The following is a 22502-nucleotide window of genomic DNA, read 5'->3' on the forward strand; positions in this document are numbered from 1 at the left end:
CCGGCCCCGGTCTTCTGCCAAGGAGGAACCTACAAATGGCTTTAACGGGAATTCAAATCCTCAAAATGCTCCCCAAGAAGAACTGCGGGGAATGCGGTATTCCCACCTGTCTGGCCTTTGCCATGAAGGTGGCCGCCGGGCAGACTGAAATCGGTGAATGCCCCTACGTCAGCGATGAGGTCAAGGAGCAAATCGGGGAAGCCTCGGCTCCGCCGATCCGCACCGTCAAGATCGGCGGCGGCGGTCAGGTCTTCACCACCGGTGGCGAAACCTGCCAGTTCCGCCACGAAAAAAGGTTTGAGAATCCCACCGGGATCGCGGTGCTGGTTGATACCGCCATGGATGAGGCCGCCGTGGCCGGCCGGCTTGAGCGCTTCAAGTCGCTGCGCTACGAGCGGGTCGGGGTGATGCTCAAGGCCGACTTGGTGGCGGTTAAGGACACCAAGGACGATCGCGCCGCCTTTACCGCCCTGGTCAAAAATGTGCTGGAGCAGGCTGAGGACGCCAAGCTGATCCTGATCAGCGGCGATCCCGAAACTCTGGCGGCCGGAGCCCAAGAGTGCGGAGAGCGCAAGCCCCTGCTTCATGGCGCCACCCTGGACAACGCCGAGGCCCTGGCCAAGGTCGCCCAGGATTGCGGCTGCCCGGTGGGGGTCAAGGGCAAGAATGTCGATGACACCGTGGCCATCAGTGAAAAGCTGCTGGCCCTGGGGTTGAAGGACCTGGTAATCGATACCGGCGCCCGCACCGTCAAGGCTGCCTTTGAAGACAACGTCCTGGCCCGGCGGGCCGCGGTCAAAACCAAGTTCAAACCCCTGGGTTTTTCCACCATCAACTTCCCCTGCGAGATCACCGATGATCCCCTGCTGGAAGCGATGGTGGCCTCGGTCCTGATCGCCAAATACGCCGGGATCGTGGTTCTCTCCGATTTGCAGGGCGAAATCCTCTTCCCCCTGCTGCTGGAGCGCCTCAACATTTTTACCGATCCCCAGCGGCCGATGGTGGTTCAGGAGGATGTTTATCCCATCAACGGTCCCGGCGAGAACTCCCCGGTGCTGCTCACCTGCAACTTCTCGCTGACCTATTTTATCGTTTCCGGCGAAATCGAGGGCAGCAAGGTTCCCAGTTGGCTCCTGATCAAGGACACCGAAGGCCTCAGTGTCCTGACCGCCTGGGCGGCCGGCAAATTCGGCGCCGACATGATTGCCCAGTTCATGAAAAAATCGGGAATCCTTGACAAGGTCAAGCATCGGGAAATGATCATTCCCGGCTATCTCGCCTCGATGAAGGGCGAGCTGGAAGAGGAACTGCCGGAATGGAAGATCACCATCGGACCCCGGGAAGCCGGCCATCTGCCCGCTTTCCTGAAGGAGTGGAAAGCCTGATACCGGGCTCAAGGTTTCAGGGAGCACCTTGCCCTGGAACCTGTGCCATGAAACTTCCTGTAGCTTGAATCTAGAAACTTGAGCCCTTTGACTATGAGTGAAATAAAGTTGCAAATCAACGGCCAGACGGTGGCGGCGGAGGAGGGGATGACCATCCTGGAAGCCGCCCGCCGGGCCGGGATTCATATTCCTACCCTGTGCCATGTCGAAGGCAAGATCTCGGCGGAGGAGTGCGAGCTTTGCCTGGTGGAAGTGGCGGGCCGGCAGGAACCGGTACGGGCCTGCGCCACTCCGGTTGCCTCCGGCCAGGAGGTCAGCACTGATAGCCAGGCCCTGGTCGAACATCGCAAGGCCCGGTTGACGATCCTGGCGGAAACCCATTTCGGCGACTGCAAGGCCCCCTGCAACCTGACTTGCCCGGGCCAGATCAATGTCCAGGGTTATATCGCCCATGTCGCCAAGGGGCAGTACGAGGAAGCGGTCCGCCTGGTCATGGAGCGCAACCCGTTTCCCTTCTCGGTCGGGCGGGTTTGCCCCCGCTTCTGCGAGACCCGCTGCCGGCGCCTGCTGGTCGATGAATCGGTTTCCATCAACCACCTCAAACGTTTTGTCGCCGACTGGTGCATGACCAACAAGGTTGACCTCAAGTTGAAGAAGGCCGCCCCCACCGGCAAGCGGGTGGCGGTGGTGGGCGGTGGTCCGGCCGGCCTGACCGCGGCCTATTATCTGGCCCTTCAGGGCCATGAGGTCTCGGTCTTCGAAGCCGCCCCCAAGCTGGGCGGGATGCTGCGCTACGGGTTGCCCCGCTACAAGATTCCCGACAATATCCTCGATTATGAAATCAGCACCATCCTGCGTCTGGGCATTTCCGTTCGCCTGGGGCAGCGCTGGGGCCGCGATTTTTCTCTCCAGGATCTCCAGGATAAAGGATATGGCGCCATCCTCCTGACCATCGGGGCCAATTTTGATGAGCCCCTGGAAATTGAAGGCGGCTCGCTGCCCGGCGTGATTCCCGCCCTCAAACTGCTGCGCCAGGTCAATGAAGGCACTCCGGCCCATTACGGCAAGCGGGCGGCGGTGATCGGCGGCAACAACACCGCCATGGAAGCGGCCCGCTCCCTGCTGCGCTTCGGTGTGGAAGAGGTAACGGTGATCTATCCCCGGGCCCAGACCGAAATGCCTGCCAACCAGCGCAATATCCGGGAGGCCGAGGCGGAAGGGGTTCAATTTTTACTGATGGCTTCGCCGATCAAGGTCGACCGGGCGCCGGATGGTCTTGATGTCGAACTGATCCGGATGAAACTGGGCGAACCCGACAGCAAGGGCATCCGCTACCCGGAAGCGATTCCCGGCTCCAGCATCAATATGGGAGTTGATACGGTGGTGGTGGCCATGGGTCAATCAGCCTGTGCCGGCCCCCTCATGAGCGGTGAACTGGAAGAAACCCTGGAGTTGACCCCCAAGAACAACATCAAGTCCAACCCCCGCAATTTTCAGACCAACCACCCCGGAATTTATGCCGCCGGCGACGCCACCAACGGGCCCCGCTCGGTCATCCAGGCGGTGGTCGCGGCCCGGCGGGCGGCGGACAATATCCATCTCCAGCTGATGAACCTGGGCAAGGAGCCGCCCGAAGTCCGCTTCAACTTCAGCCGGGGCAAGAGTTTCGACAATGTCGACCTGGCCAACTTTGAAGGCATTCGGGTCAAGCTGCGGGAAAAAATGCCGGCTCGGCCCCCGGAGCGGGCCATTCAGGATTTTCATGAGATCCGCCTGGGCTTTTCCGAACAAATGGCCCGTACCGAAGCGGCTCGTTGCCTGTCCTGCGGCTGCACCGCCTTCGACCGTTGCGATTTGAAGCGTTTGGCCATCGAATACGAGGTGGATCCCAACAAGACCGGGATGGGCACCAAGCCCGTTTATCCCCGCTTCAATGAGCATCCCACCATCACGGTGGACCTCAACAAATGCATTTACTGCCGCAACTGCGCCAATGCCTGTGAATACAGAGCCCTGGATCTGGCCGCGGCATCGTTCGACGAAAAGGGCAGGGCGCAGGGCATTTCCCTGACCTTCCTTGAAAATTGCGTCTCCTGCGGCAAGTGCGTGGACAACTGCTCCACCGGGGCCCTGAACAAGAAGGACCAGATCATCCCCATCGTTTCCAATGATGTTCGCCTGGTCCGGACCACCTGTCCCTATTGCGGCGCGGGTTGCCAGATGAATCTCAAAGTCAAGGGGGATACCATCATCGAGGTCACCGCCGACCCCGAGCAGGCCCCCAACTATGGCGCCCTCTGCGTCAAAGGACGCTTCGGCTTCCATTTCGTCCAGCATCCCGACCGGCTCAAAACCCCCTTGATCCGCAAGGGCGGGCAACTGGTGGAGTGTTCCTGGGACGAGGCTCTGACCTATACGGCCAAGCGCTTCTTCGACATCAAGGCGATGTACGGATCTGACGCCATTGCCGGTTTCTCCTGCGCCCGGGCCACCAACGAAGAAAACTTTCTGATGCAGAAATTCATGCGGACGGCGATCGGGACCAACAATATCGATCACTGCGCCCGCCTCTGACACGCTCCCACGGTGGCCAGTCTGGCCATCACCTTCGGCAGCGGCGCGATGACCAATTCCATCGCCGATACCACGGTGACCGATCTCTTCCTGATGATCGGCAGCAACCCCGATACCAGCCACCCCACCATCGGCCTGCGCATCCATCAGGCCCTGGACCGGGGGGCCCGGATGATCGTCATAGATCCCCGCAAGACCAGGTTCGCCGAACGGGCTGATCTCTGGCTCTCGATTCAGCCCGGCACCGACGTGGCCCTGCTCAATTCCATGATGCACGTCATCCTCAAGGAAGAGCTCTGGGATAAAAAATACGTTGAGGAAAGAACCGAGGATTTCGCTGAACTGGTTGAACTGGTGGAGAAATACCCCCCCGAAGAAGCCGCTGCCATCTGCGGGGTGAGCGCTGAGCAGATCCGCCAGGCCGCCCGGATGTATGCGGCCCCGGGCCGGCACGCCACCTTCCATGGCATGGGGATCACCCACTACGCCACCGGCACCGACCGGGTCAAGTCGATTGCCAACCTGGCCATGCTCTGCGGCAAGGTCGGTTTTCCCGGCGGGGGCTGCAATCCCTTGCGGGGGCAGAACAACGTGCAGGGGGCCTGCGATATGGGAGCCCTGTTCAACACCCTGCCCGGCTACGGGGGCTTGAACAACGACGAATTGTTCGATCAGTACGAAAAACTCTGGAAGATCAGGCTGCCCCGCCGGCCCGGCAAACCGGCCACCGAGGTCTGGGAAAACATCCTCAAGGGCAATATCCACGCCCTCTACGTCTTCGGCGAGGATCCGGCCCTGGCCGACACCAACATCGCCCATGTCCAGGAAGCTTTGAAGGAAGTCGACTTTCTGGTGGTCCAGGACATTTTTCTCACCGATACGGCCAAGATGGCCGACGTGGTTTTACCGGCCGCCTGCTTTGCCGAAAAGGACGGGACCTTCACCTGTACCGAGCGCCGGGTCCAGAGGGTCCGCAAGGCGGTGGAGCCCCCGGGCGAGGCCAAGCCCGATTGGTGGATTTTCTCCGAGTTGGCCGGCCGGATGGGCTACGAGATGCGTTACAGCAAGGCTGAGGATATTTTCGAGGAAGTCCGCCAGCTCTTGCCCCAGTACCGGGGGATTACATACGATCGGCTGGAACGCGAGGGCTTGCAGTGGCCGGTGCCCAGCGAGGATCATCCCGGCACCCCGGTACTCCATATCGACAAGTTCACCCGGGGGCGGGGCCTCTTCGTGCCGGAAAAATTCATCCCGCCCCAGGAACCGGTGGATGGCGAATATCCCATGCTCTTCACGACCATTCGGGAATACGCCCGCTATAATTTCAGCAGCATGACCGGCAAAACCCCGGAGATCGACGTGATCGCCCCCGAGGCCCTGGCCGAGGTTCATCCCGCCGATGCTCAGCGAATGGGGATCATAAATGGCGCCAAGCTGAAAATCAGTTCCCGCCGCGGTTCGGTGGAAATCAAGGCTAGGATAACCGACCGGACCCAGGAAGGGACGATTTCAGCCCCCTACAATTTCGCCGAAACCCCGGTCAACTACTTGACCCTGGACGCTCTGGACCGGCTTTCCCGGACCCCGGAATACAAGCTGTGCGCCGTCCGGGTCGAGGTTTTATCAGATAACTAAAGGCAAGGTCCGGGGTTCAAGAGCCAAGACGGCTGTCTTGGCTCTACCAAAATGAACCTTGAGACTGCATTCAATGGGAGTTGCAATATGACCAAGGCAATGGATAAAAAGGCGGGCGCCGTGCTGGTGGTCGGTGGCGGGGTGGCCGGAGTTCAGGCCGCTCTGGATCTGACCGAGCTGGGCTATTACGTCTACCTGGTGGAAAAGGCGGCGGCCATCGGCGGGGCCATGGCCATGCTGGACAAGACCTTTCCCACCAATGACTGTTCGCTCTGAATACTCGCGCCGAAGCTGGTAGAGGCCGGTCGGTCTCCCAACATTGAGATTCTCAGCAACACCGATTTTCTGGGGCTCAGCGGCAAGCCCGGATCCTTCACCGCCAGGCTGCGGGTGCGGCCCCGTTATATCGACCCCGATAAATGCACGGCCTGCGGGATGTGTACCCAGTACTGCCCCCGCCACCTGGTGGATGACTATAACGAGGGGTTGGCCCTGACCCGGCCTATCCATATCGACTATCCCCAGGCGGTGCCGGCCAGCTATTTCATTGACCCGGAGGTCTGCCTCCACCTCAAGCACGGAACCTGTAAAATCTGCGTGCCGGTTTGCCAGAGCAAGGCCATCGATTTTTCCCAGCAGCCGGAAGATCGCGAGGTCAAAGTCGGGGCGGTGATCATGGCGCCCGGGTTCGGCCGGGTGCCTGATTCCGTGTTGGCCAAATACAGCTACGGCCGGCACCCCGATGTCGTCACCAGCCTGGAATTCGAACGGCTGCTCTGTGCCTCCGGACCTTTCGAGGGTGAATTGCTGCGGCTTTCCGACCGCCAGCATCCAAAAAAAATCGCTTTCATCCAGTGTGTCGGTTCCCGTGATCTCGGCTGCGACAACGGCTACTGCTCCTCGGTCTGCTGTATGTACGCGATCAAGGAGGCCCTGGTGGCCAAGGAGCACGAACCTGACCTGGAAATAACCATTTATTACATGGATATGCGGACGCAGGGCAAAGGTTTCGACGCCGCCCGGACCCGTGCCGAGGCCAAGGGGATCAAGTTCGTCCGGGCCCGGGTTGCCGATGTCATGCCTTGGGATAAACAGCTCAAGTTGACCTACTCCACCCTGGAAGGGGGCCACTATTTTGAAGCCTACGACATGGTGGTGCTCTCGGTGGGCTTGGACGCTCCCCGCGACGCGGTCAATCTGGCTAAAGTAGCCGGTTTTGCCCTCAACAATTACGATTTCTGCCAAACCTCGACCTTCGATCCCCTCCAGACCAGTCAGGCGGGGGTGCTGGTGGCCGGGGCCTTCCAGGGCCCCAAGGATATCCCGGAAAGCGTCACCCAGTCCAGCGCCGCCGCCGGCCTGGTTTCGGCCCTGACCAAGCAGGACCGGGGCAAGGGCTTCGTGGTCAAGGAATATCCCGAGGAGCAGCAGCTGGGCGATGACGAAGAAGTCCGGATTGGGGTTTTCGTCTGCCATTGCGGGGTGAATATCGCCGGGGTGGTGGACGTGCCCGACGTCGATCAGTACGTGGAAGGGATGGAGGGGGTGGTTTACCACGCCCAGAGTCTCTACAGCTGCTCCCAGGACGCCCAGGAGGTCCTCAAGCAGAAGATCAAGGAGCACCGCCTCAACCGGGTGGTCATCGCGGCCTGTTCGCCCCGGACCCATGAGCCGCTCTTTCAGGAAACCCTCAAGGATGCTGGGTTAAATCGTTGTCTTTTCGAGATGGTTAATATCCGCGATCAATGCTCCTGGGTCCATGCCAACGAACCGTTCGCCGCCACCGCCAAGTCCAAGGACCTGGTCCGGATGGGAATTGCCAAGGCTCGCCACATCAAGCCGCTTCCCGAGCAAACGGTGCCGGTGATCGATAAAGCCGTGGTCATCGGGGGGGGAATTGCCGGCATGACCGCCGCCCTGAACCTGGCCGAGCAGGGTTTTGCCACCGCCCTGGTGGAAAGGGAGGGCCAGCTGGGAGGCCACTTGCGGGACGCCCATTACACCCTGCAGGGCGACGAAGTGGGCAAAACCCTCCAGAGTTTGATCAACAAAGTCCAGAAGCATAAAAATATCGAGCTTTATACCAACACCGAACTGGTCCAGATCAATGGTTACGTGGGCAATTTTTCCTCTCAGCTCAAAAGTGCCCAAGGCAAGGACCGGGAGACCACCATCGATCACGGGGTGGTGGTAATCGCCAGCGGGGGCCGGGAACATCGCCCGGAAAAGGTGCTGCAGGCCCCGATCAAGTATTCCGCCAAGGTGGTCACCCAGAGCGAGTTGGAAAAAAGGCTGGCCGGCCGGGCCAAAAATCGGGCTCCGGGATCGGTGGTGATGATCCAGTGCGCCGGCAGCCGGGGTGACGATCTTGCTTACTGCAGCAAGAAGTGCTGTAACGATGCGGTGAAAAATGCCCTCAAAATCAAGGATATCAACCCCGAATCGCAGGTGGTGGTGCTTTATCGCGACCTGCGGACCTATGGCTATGCCGAGGATGCCTACCGCGAGGCCCGGGAAAAGGGAGTGCTCTTCATTCCCTACAGCCTCGAGAATATGCCCCGGCTCAGCGCCGCCGGCAAGGCTCCCAAGGTTTCCTTCTACGACCCCATTCTCCGTGACGATGTCGCCCTCAGTCCGGACCTGCTGGTCCTGAGCACCGGCATCGTGCCCCATGGCACCGATGAATTGAGCAAGTTGCTCAAGGTTCCGGTCAACCAGGACAAGTTCTATCTGGAGGCCCACGTCAAGTTGCGGCCGGTGGAATTGCCGGTTTCCGGGGTTTATGTCTGCGGCTTGGCCCATTCGCCCCAGCCGGTGGAGGAGATCATCGTCCAGGCTCAGGCGGCGGCGGCCAAGGCGGCCATTCCCCTGGTCAAGGGCCATGTTTCTGTGGAACCCACCGTGTCCACCGTGGACCAGGAACTCTGTATCGGCTGCGGCCTGTGCGAAGCCCTTTGTCCCTACAAGGCCATTCGGACCTTCAAGGACGAAAACAAGAAGCGCAAGGCGGAAACGATCACCGCCTCCTGCAAGGGGTGCGGCATCTGCGCGTCCCATTGCCCGGTCTTTGCCATTTCCATGGGCGGTTTTACCGATGAGCAGATCAGCGCCCAGATCGAGGCCTTTGGCGACGTCAAAAAGAATTAGGGTGCATACCGCTGCCGAGGGGCCGGCAGCAACCTGTTTTTTGCCGATTTCGTCCAATCCCGGACGTTACATTTTGCGAGATTTTCAAATAGTGAGGAGTGGCTTTTATGGCTGGTGAAGAATTCAATCCCCGGATCCTGGGATTTCTCTGTAATTGGTGCTGTTACGCGGCCGCCGATTCGGCCGGGGTTTCACGCTACCAGTATCCCCCCAATCTGCGGACCATCCGGATCATGTGCACCGGCAGGTTGGATCCGGCTTTTGTCTTTCGCGGGTTCGCCGAAGGGGCCGACGGCATCTTCACCGGTGGCTGACAACTTGGTGAATGCCATTACCAGGTTGGTAATTATGATGCCATGGGCGCCAGTTTTCTGATTAAAAAGGTACTGGCCGAGGTGGGCTTAAAACCCGAGCGCTTCAATCTGCAGTGGGCTTCGGCGGCGGAAGCGCCCCGTTTTGTCCGCCTGATCACCGATTTCACCGCCGAGGTCAAAAAGCTCGGCCCCATCGGGGAAAGTGAAGGCTTGAGCCCGGCCGAGCTGCAAAAGCGCCTGCAGGCGGCCCTGAAGCTGGTGGAAGATCGCAAGGTGCGGGTGGCCTTCGGCAACGCCACCAAGGCCATGCGCAAGGACGGCATTTTCACCCAGGAACACATCGACGGGGTTTTTGCCGCCAAGCTGGAAAAAGCCATTCAATCGGGCTTAGCCGGCTGATTGACCGGGGACCGTAACGACCGGGCCCCAATGAAGCCTGCTGATTCCTAACCAACCTCAGCCCGTTAAGCTGTCCCTGGCAGCGCCGAAGTCTTGGTCCCTTGAGCCCGGTTGCTTGGCGCTGCGAGGGGCGGCAGGGCGTGGTTAGCTAACCTTTGCGATTTCCATGCTGATGTCCCGGGCCGGAGCCGAGTGGGTGAGGGCGCCGATGGAAATGCGGTCCACCCCGCTTGCCGCGATCTCGCGGACATTGGCAAGGTTGACCCCCCCCGAGGCCTCGGTGACGGCCCGGCCCCGGATCTGGGCCACGGCCCGGCCCATCAGGGCGGAGCTCATATTGTCCAGCATGATAATTTCCACCCCGGCGGCCAAAGCTTCCTCCACCTGGGCCAGGGTTTCGCACTCTACCTCGACCTCCATGTTGCGCCGATTGTATTCCCGCACCTTCCGCACCGCGGCCGCAATTGAACCGGCCGCCGCAATGTGGTTGTCCTTGATCAGAATTCCATCATTGAGATTGAAGCGATGATTGACCCCGCCGCCAACCCGTACCGCGTATTTTTCGAGGGCGCGCAAGCCGGGGGTGGTTTTGCGGGTATCCATGATCTGCACCGGCAGTCCCGCCACCGCAGCGACAAATGCGGCGGTCAGAGTGGCGATGCCGGAAAGATGCTGGCAGAGGTTTAAGGCCAGGCGCTCGGCGGCCAGCAGATCCCGGAGTGGTCCGGCCAGGCGGAGAATGATTTCCCCCGCCTCGACCCGCCGGCCGTCGGCCTGGGGCTGGCAGGAAATCGCGGGGTTGAGGGTTTGAAATACCAGGGGAGCCAAATGTTCGACCCCGGCCAGAACCATCTTTTCCTTGGCGATAAAAATTGCCGAACCCGTCATTGCCGGAGCAAAAATCGCCGCCCCGGTTATATCGCCCCGCCCCAGATCCTCGTCCAGGAAGCCCCGCAAGGCCTGCTGCAAGTCGGGATTTTTGAACAAATCCAGATTTTGGCTGTCTCTTTCCATTAGATTGATCCTCGCGCCGTTATGCCTGGGCTGCTTTCGTCGCCAGCCGCGATTATAATGGCGGCACCAATAAGAACAAGGAGAAAAAAAATGGCAGAACCAGGGACACCCGGGGCGAAAATGGTCCGCCAGGAAAAGGCTTTCTTCGCCGCCTTCGCCTGTCTGGTAATCGGTTTTCTGGCCGGGATAGTTTTCAGCATCTACAAAATGCCGGGGATCTCTGCTTCCTTTACTCACAATCCCGCCGCTCACCAGCAGGCTTTAAGCCCGGAACAGCTTCGGGTCATGGAAAGCCTGGAAAAAGCGGTGGCCGCCGATCCCGCCAATGTCCAGGCCTGGACCCAGTTGGGCCATCTCTATTTTGACACCGATCGCTTCGCACAAGCCATTGCGGCATATACCCGTTCCCTGGAACTGGATCCGGGCAATGCCGACGTGATAACCGATCTCGGCGTCATGTACCGCCGCAACGGGCAACCGGACCAGGCCATCAGTTCCTTTGCCCGGGCCATCGCTCTGGATCCCCGCCATGAAACGGCCCGTTTCAACATGGGGGTGGTGCTGCTCCACGATTTCGATGATACCTCCGGCGCCATCAAAGTCTGGGAGGAGTTGGTGGAACTGAATCCGGTGGCCTACGCCCCCAACGGCCAGTTGGTAAGCGAACTGCTGGATGAGCTCCGCCCCGCCCCCTGAACCCCGGTGCTGCCTCGTCGCAACAAGGGCCAAGCTGCCTCCCCCCTGGCCGGCCCCGCCTTCCTGGCCGGCTGTTGCCCCGGCAAGGAGCTTTTTTCATGCTTGCCGGTTTTCCCTGGTGTATAGTTACCGTAACGGCTCAGCCGGTTGCCCGTAAGTTTTCTCCGGCAACCGGCTGACTAAGGCGCCTGCGAGGGGACAGCCCCCTTCAGCACGCGCCTGTCCGGCAATCGTTGCGGCCATCCACCGGCAGGGAAAGCTATCCGGCATGCGCTTTATTGATCTTGAAAGATACCTCGCCAGCAAGCAATTCCGTTTGCTGCCCCTCTATATCCTGCTTGCCCTGGGCCTGCTGTCCGCCGGGGCCAATTACTGGTACCTGCGTGATCATGCCCACAACATGGCCCGCTACTACGCCGAAGGCATCGTCCGGCTGATTAATGATGCCCGGCTCTGGAACGCCGAGCATGGCGGGGTTTATGTCCCGGTAAGTGAAAGCACCCCTCCCAATCCCTATTTGCAGATTCCCCACCGCGATCTGGTCACCCTGGATGGCCTGGAGTTGACCATGATCAACCCCTCCTATATGACCCGCGAAATCGCCGAAATCACCAGGAGACAGGCCGGACTGGTCATGCATCTGACCAGCGCCCGGCCGATTAACCCGGGCAACCGGGCCGATGAATGGGAACAGCAGGCCCTGGTCAACCTGGAGCAGGGGCGGGGCAGCAAGTTGGAGCTGGTTGCCGTTCCGGAAGGGATGGTTTTTCGCTATATGTCGCCGCTCTACATCCAGCCGGCCTGTCTGCCCTGTCACCAGGCTTACGGCTATGAAGAGGGTGATCTCCGGGGGGGGGTCAGCCTGGTTTTCCCCGCCGCCCCCCACCTGGCCATGGTCTCCTCCCAGATCAACTGGATGCTGTTCGGCCACGCCATCGCCCTGGTACTGATCGGATCGGTGACCCTGAGCTTGCTCAATCGTTTGCAGCGCCAGTGGCAGGCCCGCCAGAGACTGATAGACGAGCAGGAAAGCACCATCGCCCAGCGCACCCAAACCTTAAGCAGCCAGATGGAACGTTACTACACCATCATCAACACCGCCGCGGAAGGGTACTGGGAGATTGATGATCAACAGCGAACCGCGATGGTCAATGAGGCCCTTTGCGCCATGCTGGAATATGACCACGAAGAGTTGATGTCCCGCTCGCCTCTCGATTTCGTGGCCGGCAAAAACCGGGAGATTTTGCGCGAACAGCTGCAGGAAAGAGAGATCAGCCGCATCAGGGCTTTCAATATTACCCTGAAGACCAAATCGGGCCGCGATCTCCATACCCGCTTTCACGCCACCTCCATATTCAACGAAAAACACCATTTCACCGGTTCATTCGCCTTTATTACCGATATCACCGAACTGCTCGAGATCCGCGAGTCAGCCGCTGCCTACGCCCTGAAGCTGGAGCGCAGCAACAAGGAACTGGAGGATTTCGCCCGGGTAGTCTCCCACGATCTTCAGGAACCCCTGCGGACCATGGTTTCCCTCGGTGACCGCCTGTTGGCGAAACATGCCGCGGGCCTGGACGAGAAAGGGCGCGATTATCTCAGCCGCATGCAAGATTCGGCCAGCCGAATGCGCCAGCTGATCGAGGACTTGCGCAGTTATTCCCGCGAGGCCCACCGGAAAAACCAGGTTATGGCCCTGGTGGATCTGAACGAGGTGTTGCGGGAGGTGATTGCCGATCTGGAGCAGCGAATCGGGGAACAGAAGGCCAGGATCGAGATCGACCGCTTGCCCACCATCAACGCCGATCGCAGCCAGCTGCATCGCCTTTTTTTAAACTTGGTCGGCAACGCCTTGAAATTCCAGGCCGAGGGTAACAGGCCCTGGGTTCGGGTCAAGCTAACCAAAATTGACCGCAAGCACGTGGAAATCCAGGTCAGCGACAACGGCATCGGCTTCGAAGAAAAATACCTTGATCGAATTTTCCGACCATTCCAGCGCCTGCATGGCCGCGGACAATATCAAGGTACCGGCATGGGCCTGGCAATTTGCAAGAAAATTGTCGAAAACCATCACGGTGAGATCAGCGCCCGCAGTACTCCCGGGGAGGGGACCAACTTCAGCCTGACCTTGCCGCTCTGATTGGCCGGCCGGTTTTTTTGCCATTTAAACAGCGACCTTTTTGGCCAAACAGGTTAAAGAAGAATAAAAAAATGAGGTGCCGGCGTGTTCCCATCCGGGGATATCCCCGGCATGCCCGGGACCAAGCCGGGAAAAGAGGAAACAGAGGGAGCCATGGGGCGGGAAAATCGGCGTTCGCCGCGGGTGGATGTGAGCATCCCCGTGCGAATCATTATCCATGACAAGGCCGGCAACACCGCTTTAGCGGAAAGCACCGGCCGAATCAGCGACATTTCCCGGTACGGCTTGCGTCTTACCATTGGCCAGGCCCAAATCGGCCAATGGCATATTTTTTATTCCTTTCAGGAAAACGAAAAACAGAATCTTTGTCTCAAGGTTCAGGCCGAGGGGACCGGCCCAGGGGAAATCCCGGATTTCGAGCTGCCGGTCCGCCCGGTCTGGTTTGACCGCCGCCTCTCCCATCCCGGCAAGCCGTTTCAACTGGGGATGGAGTTTCTCTGCGAACCTGCCAAGGAAGTGCTGGACTGGCTCAACAGAATGATCGGCGAGGGTCGGCAGCCCCAAAGATCAAGCTGGTGGGCCCGGCTGCTGGGCAGATGAAAATCCGCCGGCTCCCGGCCAATTTTAGTCTGTTGGGATAAGTTCTTTAACGGCCGGCATGATGACGGCGGGGGGAAAATTGGCCCGGTCCCAGCTTAATCGCCGTTGGCCGGGCTTTCCGGCAGGATCGGGCTGAGGATGTTAAAGGGCAGCATCAAGGTACTCTTGAGCAGATTGAGCAGGCCTTCGCCCACCGCATCGGGGGCCAGTACGGTGAGGGCCGGTTCCCTGATATCTCCCTTGACTCCGACCGGGATGGTTATGATCGCAGCGTCCCGTCCGCCAATGATGCGTCCGACAAAAGGAATCCAACTCACCAGGGTGTCAAGGGTTTTGAAAGGGGCAACCAAGACCACCATATCCACCTCGTAACTGCTCAAGTCCAAATCGCCCCGGGCGATCAGGTTGAGCCCTTCCCCCCGCACCACCCCCTTCTCGATGGTCAGCCGGTTATTGGTGATCCGGGCCTCGAATTCCAACTGCCGGTAAGCGAAGCCCCTTTCATCCAGGCCGGTAATGCCCCCGGTAAAAATATCGGTCAGGTTGATCAGACTGAGGATCCGGGAAAGCAGGCGCAGGCGAAGAATTCTTCCCCCATCCGGCGAGGAGATGCTGATCCGTCCTTCTTGCCAGTGGCCGAACTCACCGTGCAACTCGGCCTCCACCAGGCAATCCCCGATAATAATATCCTGCTCGATTCCGAAACAGGGCAGTAGTTCCTCAAAACGGGGGGTGGCGGGACAGGCCGGGGCCAGAAAAAAGGAGCTGGTTCCCAGGGCGGAGTCCGAATACCAGGTCCCGCTGATTTCCAGGCAGCAGATCACCGCAGTTTGGAGTTCGGCCACCATCTCTCCGGTGGGCAAAACATTCAGTTCTCCGCGCAAAGGGCCCCAGGCCAGTTGGAGCGGTTCGCTTTCCTCATCTGCGAATGCCGTCGGTTCGCCGGGTTCCCCGGCCAGGCTCGGTTCGGCAATGAACTCGGCCAGATGAAAATTTATTGCTGCCTGGCTCAAAGGCCAGAAAGGTTGTTCCAGGCCGGGGTCAACGGGGCGCCGGGACCGGACAGCCTCACGCCAGTCCGTCAGGGTCCCCTGCCGCAGGAACGGGGAGAAAAGGTCCAGTTCCAGATTGAATCCGTTGCTGGCGGCGAAGATCTCGCCGGCCAGTTCGAGCTGTTCGGCCGGGGTCAGGTTGAGATCCAGCCGGCGAAGTTGCCAGTGGTTCTCCTGGCCGGCCAGATCCAGAGTATTGACGGTGACAACCCGCTGCCGGTTCAAGTCGTCGGGATACCAGCTTAGGCCTTCGATGAGCAGTTCGCCGGCAAAAACGGGCGGGGCCAGCAGGCCGGAAGCCGGCGGCTCCGCTAACTGGAAGCGGGCGTCTCCCCGCCAGGTTCCCCACTCCAGGTGGTTGACCAAATTGCTGAAAATCCGGCCCAGGGCCTGGCCGTTCAAAGTGCCCCGGAAATGGCCGGCCACCGGGGCAAAAGCGGGTCCGCCCCCCTCCGGCGCCGGATTGAACAGGGCCGCCAGGCCTTGATGGCCCCGGGCCAGGCTCAGGGTCAACTCCGCCTCCCGGTCAAGCTCGGAAAGCCGGGCTTCAAGATCCAGGGTCCGGTTGTCCCGGACAGTGGCCTCGAATTCGAGCTTGACCGCCGCGGCTGATTCGCCGCTCTGGAGAATGCCGCTCAGGACCAGCAACCCTTCTTCCCAGTGAAAAACCAGGGGAGCGATGGTGATCGGCGGCCGGGGCAGCAGAAGTTCCGGCAGCCAATCACGCTGTCGCAGCCAACTTTTGGCTTCCTCCAGCAGCCGGCCGGTAACGCCCAGGTCCCCCTGCCAGTCGCGCAGGAGCTGGTGGCGCAACTTGCCGTCGAGGATGAAGCTGCTGTCCTCCAAGCCGCCGCTCACTTCCCGCAAAACCACGGCGGTATCCGAGATTTCCAGGTGACCGGCGGGACTGGCGACTTCCGTGGCCAGCAACGGCGACAACCAGGTCAGCTGGTCAAGATCAACGGCCGCCGTGTAGCGCCAAGCTTCCGGGGCAAAAAGCTCGCCTGAGGCCCGGCCCCGGCGGACGGCAAGATCGCCGCTGATCGCCGTCAGGACCGGGGTCAAGGCCTGCTCCAGCACCGGATAGTCGCGGAGATGCTCGAAGAAAGGGGCGGCGGCCAGGACCGCCTCGACCTCCTCCAGGACAAAGGCCGCTTGCGGGTTTAAAGCAATTTGGCCGGCGGCATTGCCCAGCCGGTGCGGACCCACCGTGCCGGCTACTTCATGCCAATGAACCTCTTCCCGGGTGATGAAGGCCCGGCCCTGGTCCAGCTTGATCGGCCAGGGGAGGCGATCGTAGGCCAATTCCCCCATAACCTGCTTAACGGTGACGGCAACATCGAAATCCCGGTAACTGTCCCCGATCACCAGGCGACCGGAGGCGGTCCCCGCGGCCCGGCTGAAGCGCGCCATCTCGGCCTGAAAAATCGGCTGCCGGATCAGATCAGGCAGAATCTCCCGCAGATCCTCCAGGTCGGCGTCAAGCTCCAGGTCAAGTTTCAGAATGGGCAGAGTGCGCAACAGGCCGACGCTCAGAGAGCCATCGCGCCCCCGGCTGCGCCCCAGTCGGGCTTCGGCCCGCCGCAACTCGAGAATTCCGTTTTCGATCCTCAGAAAACCATGGGCTTCGGGCAGATATAGATCGACCTCCGGCACCATGATTTCCGCCCGGTCAACCTCGACCTCGACCACCATTCTGGTCGCCAGGGTAAGAGGGTCGCGCAGTTCGTTTTCCGGGCCGGCCAAGCGGAAGGAAGCCCGGGAAGCCCAGCCGCTCCGCACCACGTTGCCGACGTACTGGGCCGTTTTGTATTCACCGAACAGGGCCAGGACCGCCGCCCGGATTTCCGCGGCATCAAGCCGGCGACCGTTAAGGTCGACTTCCCACTGGGGCGAGACCCCATCCTGACTGCGCCGGGCGATCTTGCCGGCCAGCTGCAGGGCCGGCTCCTTTAACTCGAAATCCCGGAGCAGAACCTGCCAGTCCTGCTGCTGCCGGGTCAGGGCCAAATCGATAAAACCGCCAGCGAACCGGACCGCCTCGCCGGCGCCCGGTTTTTCCGGAGTCAGGAGAAAAGAGGGCAGTTCGCCGACCAGGGTGGCGTCAAAGCTATCCAACCCCTGACCGGTCGCGGTTATGTTGAGGTTGGTATCGGCGGCCAAGGGGTTGACCCGCCCCAGCACCGGACCCGTGATCAGCTCGTGCAGGCGCAGTTGGCGCCCCGCGGCCTGGAAGCGGTAGGCGCCGGTGGCATCGTAGCTGCCCTGCACGGCGAAGTGTTCGCCGAAGGAGGGCCGGGAGAATAAATCCCACTGCAGGCTGCCGGGGCGGAGTTGGATGGTGGCCCTGAGATCGGTGAAGCGGGTAGCCTCCAGGTTGACTTTCCCGGCCGCCAGGATTTCTGCTACCGCCACGGTTCCGTTTCTTATCTCGACCTGGCCGGCAAAGGTCCGCGGAAAAACCCGCACCGAGGGTTCGCCCTGGTCCGAAAACATACCGGGATCAACGATCAGGCTGGGCGTTTGCAACAGCACCCGTTCCGGCTCGAATCTCAAGCTCAGCAGAGAGAGCCAGCGGGGGAAAACGTGAATTTCGGCCAACAGGAGCTTAAGCCCTGGTCGCGCAAGTTCGATTTCCCGGGCCAGCAGGTGAGGGACCGGCAACCAGGCAAACTCGATACTGCTGATGCTGATTTCACTTTCCAGGTGAAAGCTGAGCCGTTCGGCGAGTTCGGCCCTTACCGGGTCGGACTTGAGCGCCCAGGGCAGCAGCAGGGCCAGCAAGGCGGCCACCAGCACCGCCATCAGCACTATAATCCGTATTTTACGCGTCATAAATAGACATCAAGTCCCATAGATCCCGGTCGCGGCCAAAGGCGGGCGGTCTTCAAACCAGCAGATCCTGGTCTCCGTAGCGATGCTTGCGCTTGAGCCGGGAGGCTCGCCAGGGTTTGCGGGCGAAATAAAAGGCAATGACCAGGCAGAAAATCAGCCAGCCCAGGCCGTAGAGAAACAGGTGAATCGTGGCGTAACCGCCGTAGTTGGCCTGGAGGTCGCCCTTGACGGCGATCAACAGGAGCAGGCCGAGCACCAGGGGAGTCAGGTAACGAATGAAAAAGTTCCAGGCCGCCGGCACCCTGCTGCCCAGACGGCTGATATGGCGCCGCAACTTTTCCGGGCCGACATACCAGCCGATAATCAGGCATTGGAGCAGCCCGCCCAGGACCAAACCGTAATTGGTGATGAAGTGATCAGTGATATCGAGCAGATAAAGGCCGGCCCGGCTGGTGAAGATCAGGCTGCCCAGCAGGCCCAGCAGGCAAAGGATGGAAACCACTTTTGAGCGGGACCAGTTGAACTTGTCGGTCAGGGCGCAGGAAAAGGCCTCCACCAGGGAAACCCCGGAGGTCAGGCCGGCGATGATCAGAACCAGAAAGAAGAGGGCGCCGAACAGGGCGTTGAAGCCGGGCAGCAGGGAAATGGCCTGGGGATAGACCACGAAGGCCAGTTGTGGTCCGCCCCGGATGGCCTCCTCGAAGGGCACCCCCTGATTAAGGGCCATGAAACCGACAATCCCGAAAACCGCCAGACCGGCGAAGATCGAATAAGAACAATTAACCACCGCGGTGATCAAGGCGTTTCTGGCCAGGTTGGTTTTGGCCGGAAGATAACTGGCATAAGCGATCATGATCCCAAAGCCCAGGGAGAGGGTAAAGAAAATCTGGCCAAAGGCGGCGGCCCAGACCCGCCCGGCGGCAACCCGGGCTTGCGGATCGGCGGCCAGGAAGTTGATCTTGCTCCAGTCGGGGGTTAAATAGTGGTGGCGAATGCCCGTCCAGGCTCCGTCCAAGGTCAGGGTCCAGGCCACGATAATCACGGTCAGGATCAAGAGCAGGGGCATGAAGATCTTGGCGGCAATTTCAATCCCGTGGCGGATATCCCGGTAGCAGATGAACCAGCAGCTTACCCAGACCAAGATGGTTGCCAGGAGAATGGGCGGACGAATGCCGCCCAGTTCGGAGGCTGAGGCGGAAAGCTGGAGGAAGTCGTTAAGAAAGAAATTCTGGGGATCCTCTCCCCAGGCCAGGGAGAAGGAGTGGAAGAAATAATTCACGCACCAGCCGATGACCACCGAATAGTAAAGCATGATGCCGAACATCGCCACCACCGGCATCCACCAGCCCAATAGTTCGAAACGGCGGTTGATCCGGGCAAAGGCCAGGGGGGAGGCCCCTTTTTCCCGGTGACCCACCCCGTACTCCAGCAGCATGATCGGAATTCCGGCCACCGCCAGGGCCACCAGGTAGGGAACGAGAAAGGCCCCGCCCCCGTGTTCGTGGGCCATGTAGCTGAAACGCCAGATATTACCGAGGCCGATGGCTGAACCAATGGCGGCCATCAGAAAGCCGAGGTTGCTTTTCCAGGTGCTGCGGGCGTCGTTCATGGGATACCGGTTGACTGTTGCTGGCTGGGAAGATGATGCCGGTTATCATATCATAACATGTTGAAACAACAAGTTGATTGTACAGGTTCTTCATGGTATGAAGGCATGAAGAATCGTGCAGCATCGCAGCTTTGCGCAAGCAGTACCGGCGGCATACGCGAGTATGGCCGCCGGTACTGCTTGCGCGCCGCGGCAACAACGGGGCAGTCCCCGGTTTGCTCCCTGCGCAGGGCGATAAAACCCCGGCCGGCGAGGAAGGTGGGTTAAGCCCGATTATTCAACCAGGATCGGAACAGGGTGATGAAAAAAATTCGCGTCGGCGTCATCGGGGTAGGGCACCTCGGCAAATTCCACGCCGCCAAATATGCTGCCATGGATGAGGTCGACCTGGTGGGGGTGGCCGATATCAATCGGGAACTGGCCGCCGAAGTCGCGGGGGATTGCGGCACCATTCCTTTCGCGGACTACCACCAGTTGTTGCCCCAGGTCGAGGCGGTCAGCATCGTGGTTCCCACCGTGCATCATCACCGGGTGGCCATGGATTGCCTGGAGCAGGGGGTGGACATCTTGCTGGAAAAGCCCATGACCACCACCCTGGCCGAGGCCGACGAGTTGATCGCCAAGGCGGCGGCCCGGCAATGCATCCTCCAGGTGGGCCATATCGAGCGTTACAATCCGGCGGTCACCGCCCTGGGGCAATACGTCACCCGGCCGCTTTTCATTGAATCGCACCGGATTCACATGTTCAAACCGCGCGGACTTGATGTCGATGTGGTCCTCGACCTGATGATCCATGACATCGACATTATCCTGAGCATTGTCGACTCCCCCATCAGCTCCGTCCATACCGTCGGGGTGCCGGTGGTTACCCGGAGTACCGATATCGCCAATGCCCGGATTATTTTTGAAAACGGCTGCACCGCCAACATCACGGTAAGCCGGATTTCCAAGGAAAATATTCGCCGCCTGCGGATCTTTCAGCCCAAGAGCTATCTTTCCGTGGACTACGCCAAGAAAACCCTGATGGTTATTCGCCTCAAGGATCAGCTCAACGAACAGGGCCTGCCCCAGGAGGAGGTCATCCATCTCGCCCTGCCGGAACAGGATGCCCTGGAAGCCGAATTGCGGGATTTCGTTAAAAACGTCGACGAACGATCCACCCCCCAGGTTTCGGGGGCCCAGGGGCGTCTGGCCCTGCAGGTGGCCCAGGAGATCATGGCCCAGATCGAAGCCAATTTCCGCAAGTATCGCGAGATTCTCTAAAAGCCCATGTCCGTTCCCCATATCCTGATCGTCGCCGGCGAAGCCTCCGGCGACATGCACGCCGCCAACCTGGTCAAGGCCCTGCATGCCAGGCGGCCGGAAGTGCGGGTCAGCGCCATGGGCGGCGGCGCGCTGGCCGCGGCGGGGGCCGAGCTGCTTTATGATTCAGCCCGGCTGGCGGTGGTGGGACTTATCGAGGTCTTGAGTCATCTGGGCGAAATTCTGGCCGCCCGCCGCCGCCTGGTCAATTTTCTGACCACGCAACGGCCGGACCTGCTGATTCTGGTCGATTACCCAGATTTCAATCTCCTCCTGGCCGCCGCCGCCCGCAAGCTGGGCATTCCGGTTTTCTACTACATCAGCCCCCAGGTCTGGGCCTGGCGCCAGGGACGAGTCCGCAAGATCAAGCGGCTGGTGGATCGGATGGCGGTGATCCTGCCCTTTGAACAGGAGTTTTACCGTAAGAGGGGGATGGAGGTGGATTTTGTCGGTCATCCCCTGGTGGACGAACTGGCGGGGCCGGCCGCATCCATAGCTGAAGCCGGCAAAGCGGCCCACGGGCTCGCGCCGGGAGATGAGCGCCGGATTATCGGCCTGCTGCCCGGCAGCCGGCGGCGGGAAATCGCCGTTATGCTGCCGCTTTTTCTGGCCGCGGCCCGGATTCTGGCCCGCGGGCGGCAGCCGGCCCCGATTTTTCTCCTGCCCCTGGCCCCGGGGCTGGACCGGGAGGTCTTGACCGCCGGTGGCCTGGACCAATATGGCGACCTTGATATCCGGATCAGCGAACATGACCGGCACGGCATGATGGCCGCCTGCCATGCGGTGATGGCCGCCTCCGGAACCGTCACCTTGGAGTTGGCCTTGCTGGGGGTGCCCATGGTGGCGGCATACCGGGTTTCTTCCTTTACCTATCTGGTGGGCCGGCTGTTGGTCGATGTTCCCCACGCCACCCTGGTCAACCTGGTGGCCGGCCGGGAAGTAATTCCCGAACTGATTCAGGATCGGGCCGAAGCGGCCCTTATCGGCGGGGAAGTGGCCGCTCTGCTTGATAATTCCCAGCGGCGCCAGACCATGCTGCATGACCTGGCGGAAGTCAGGCAAAAACTCGGCCGGGCAGGGGCCTCCCAGAGGGCCGCGGCCATCGCCCTGGAATTGCTGGACTCAGCCGGCAGAGAAGAGAAGGCCGCAAACCATAGTCGGAAGCCAGCATAGAAGAAGGAATCAGGGGATAAACTGGAACCCTGGCCTGCTTTTTCTGTCCTCTGTCCTCTGTTCTCTGTCCTCTGATTGGCGGATGGCCTCGTAAAGCACCACGGCGGCGGCCTGGGCCAGGTTGATGCTGCGGATGCGGGGATTACTCATGGGGATGGCGCAGCAGCGATCGGCGTAAAGGTCGAGAATTTCTTCCGGCAACCCTTTGGTTTCCTTGCCGAAGATCAAAAAATCCCCCGGTCGGAAGCGCACCTCGGTATAGAGCCGCTTTACTTTCTTGCTGAGGAAATGCAGCCGCAGTTCGTCTTGGGCGGCAATAAACTCTCCCAAATTCGACCAGTTAACGATTTTAACTTCTGGCCAGTAGTCCAGCCCCGCCCGTTTCAGGTGCTTGTCGTCGATCTTGAACCCCAGGGGATGCACCAGGTGGAGGATGGTGTCGGTGGCGCCGCAAAGCCGGGCGATGCTGCCGGTGTTGGGGGGGATCTCGGGTTCCACCAGAACGATATTGAAGGGTGGGGTAGGCAAAGGCGGCGACCTGCAATAAAAAGCCGGAGAGCGACAACCCTCCGGATCGGAATCAAAAAACCGGAGCCGGCCCAAACCGGCGACCATTAAACAATTCTT

The 22502-nt window shown here is 60.4% G+C and carries 13 protein-coding genes; 9 read left to right on the forward strand and 4 right to left on the reverse strand.

Annotation, left to right across the window (positions count from 1 at the left end):
• Positions 1-35: 35 nt before the first annotated feature.
• The 4 genes from acsC to ACHHTY_RS01745 all read left to right on the forward strand — a co-directional run bounded on the left by acsC (position 36) and on the right by ACHHTY_RS01745 (position 9454).
• On the forward strand, positions 36-1385 hold the full coding sequence (gene acsC, locus ACHHTY_RS01730; protein ID WP_395492323.1) for an acetyl-CoA decarbonylase/synthase complex subunit gamma: 1350 nt from the start codon (positions 36-38) through the stop codon (positions 1383-1385).
• A 93-nt stretch (positions 1386-1478) separates the two neighbouring features.
• Positions 1479-5594: a formate dehydrogenase subunit alpha gene (gene fdhF, locus ACHHTY_RS01735; protein ID WP_395492324.1), complete on the forward strand. Its 4116-nt coding sequence runs from the start codon at positions 1479-1481 to the stop codon at positions 5592-5594.
• Between the two features lie 51 nt (positions 5595-5645).
• On the forward strand, positions 5646-8741 hold the full coding sequence (locus ACHHTY_RS01740) for an FAD-dependent oxidoreductase (RefSeq protein ID WP_395492325.1): 3096 nt from the start codon (positions 5646-5648) through the stop codon (positions 8739-8741).
• Positions 8742-8848: 107 nt separating this feature from the next.
• Positions 8849-9454: a hydrogenase iron-sulfur subunit gene (locus tag ACHHTY_RS01745; protein ID WP_395492326.1), complete on the forward strand. Its 606-nt coding sequence runs from the start codon at positions 8849-8851 to the stop codon at positions 9452-9454.
• Positions 9455-9598: 144 nt separating this feature from the next.
• Here the strand turns inward: ACHHTY_RS01745 and nadC are convergent, their stop codons facing one another.
• Positions 9599-10468, reverse strand: a complete 870-nt coding sequence (nadC, locus tag ACHHTY_RS01750) for a carboxylating nicotinate-nucleotide diphosphorylase (protein ID WP_395492327.1) — start codon at positions 10466-10468, stop codon at positions 9599-9601.
• A gap of 90 nt (positions 10469-10558) precedes the next feature.
• Here nadC and ACHHTY_RS01755 point away from each other — a divergent pair, with 90 nt between their 5' ends.
• From ACHHTY_RS01755 to ACHHTY_RS01765, 3 genes are all read left to right on the forward strand, one after another.
• A complete protein-coding gene (locus ACHHTY_RS01755; RefSeq protein WP_395492328.1) occupies positions 10559-11164 on the forward strand; it encodes a tetratricopeptide repeat protein in 606 nt (201 codons plus the stop codon).
• A 268-nt stretch (positions 11165-11432) separates the two neighbouring features.
• Positions 11433-13304: an ATP-binding protein gene (locus ACHHTY_RS01760; protein WP_395492329.1), complete on the forward strand. Its 1872-nt coding sequence runs from the start codon at positions 11433-11435 to the stop codon at positions 13302-13304.
• 111 nt (positions 13305-13415) lie between these two features.
• Entirely contained in the window at positions 13416-13904 is a 489-nt protein-coding gene (locus ACHHTY_RS01765; RefSeq protein WP_395492330.1) for a PilZ domain-containing protein, read from the forward strand.
• A 95-nt stretch (positions 13905-13999) separates the two neighbouring features.
• Here ACHHTY_RS01765 and ACHHTY_RS01770 read toward each other — a convergent pair whose 3' ends face one another.
• The gene (locus tag ACHHTY_RS01770) at positions 14000-17791 is read right to left on the reverse strand and encodes an AsmA-like C-terminal domain-containing protein (protein WP_395492332.1); all 3792 of its coding nucleotides are present in this window, start codon (positions 17789-17791) and stop codon (positions 14000-14002) included.
• Between the two features lie 52 nt (positions 17792-17843).
• Positions 17844-19400, reverse strand: a complete 1557-nt coding sequence (locus tag ACHHTY_RS01775; protein ID WP_395492333.1) for a sodium-dependent transporter — start codon at positions 19398-19400, stop codon at positions 17844-17846.
• A 300-nt stretch (positions 19401-19700) separates the two neighbouring features.
• On the opposite strand from ACHHTY_RS01775, the gene ACHHTY_RS01780 reads away from it, so the two are divergent.
• Together ACHHTY_RS01780 and lpxB are read left to right on the forward strand one after the other, a co-directional pair.
• On the forward strand, positions 19701-20663 hold the full coding sequence (locus ACHHTY_RS01780) for a Gfo/Idh/MocA family oxidoreductase (RefSeq protein WP_395492334.1): 963 nt from the start codon (positions 19701-19703) through the stop codon (positions 20661-20663).
• Between the two features lie 6 nt (positions 20664-20669).
• On the forward strand, positions 20670-21875 hold the full coding sequence (gene lpxB, locus ACHHTY_RS01785; protein WP_395492335.1) for a lipid-A-disaccharide synthase: 1206 nt from the start codon (positions 20670-20672) through the stop codon (positions 21873-21875).
• A 9-nt stretch (positions 21876-21884) separates the two neighbouring features.
• On the opposite strand, the gene ACHHTY_RS01790 is transcribed toward lpxB, so the two are convergent.
• On the reverse strand, positions 21885-22403 hold the full coding sequence (locus ACHHTY_RS01790; protein ID WP_395492336.1) for a tRNA (cytidine(34)-2'-O)-methyltransferase: 519 nt from the start codon (positions 22401-22403) through the stop codon (positions 21885-21887).
• Positions 22404-22502: the final 99 nt, after the last annotated feature.

The organism is Desulfurivibrio nitratireducens (genome assembly GCF_044068515.1).
Taxonomy (GTDB): domain Bacteria; phylum Desulfobacterota; class Desulfobulbia; order Desulfobulbales; family Desulfurivibrionaceae; genus Desulfurivibrio.

Bases quoted from the DNA above. Each gene is read 5' to 3' on its own strand.
- acsC (WP_395492323.1), top strand. From the start codon at position 36: ATGGCTTTAACGGGAATTCAAATCCTCAAAATGCTCCCCAAGAAGAAC.
- nadC (WP_395492327.1), bottom strand. From the start codon at position 10,468: ATGGAAAGAGACAGCCAAAATCTGGATTTGTTCAAAAATCCCGACTTG.
- ACHHTY_RS01755 (WP_395492328.1), top strand. From the start codon at position 10,559: ATGGCAGAACCAGGGACACCCGGGGCGAAAATGGTCCGCCAGGAAAAG.
- ACHHTY_RS01760 (WP_395492329.1), top strand. From the start codon at position 11,433: ATGCGCTTTATTGATCTTGAAAGATACCTCGCCAGCAAGCAATTCCGT.
- ACHHTY_RS01765 (WP_395492330.1), top strand. From the start codon at position 13,416: ATGCCCGGGACCAAGCCGGGAAAAGAGGAAACAGAGGGAGCCATGGGG.
- ACHHTY_RS01770 (WP_395492332.1), bottom strand. From the start codon at position 17,791: ATGACGCGTAAAATACGGATTATAGTGCTGATGGCGGTGCTGGTGGCC.
- ACHHTY_RS01775 (WP_395492333.1), bottom strand. From the start codon at position 19,400: ATGAACGACGCCCGCAGCACCTGGAAAAGCAACCTCGGCTTTCTGATG.
- ACHHTY_RS01780 (WP_395492334.1), top strand. From the start codon at position 19,701: ATGAAAAAAATTCGCGTCGGCGTCATCGGGGTAGGGCACCTCGGCAAA.
- lpxB (WP_395492335.1), top strand. From the start codon at position 20,670: ATGTCCGTTCCCCATATCCTGATCGTCGCCGGCGAAGCCTCCGGCGAC.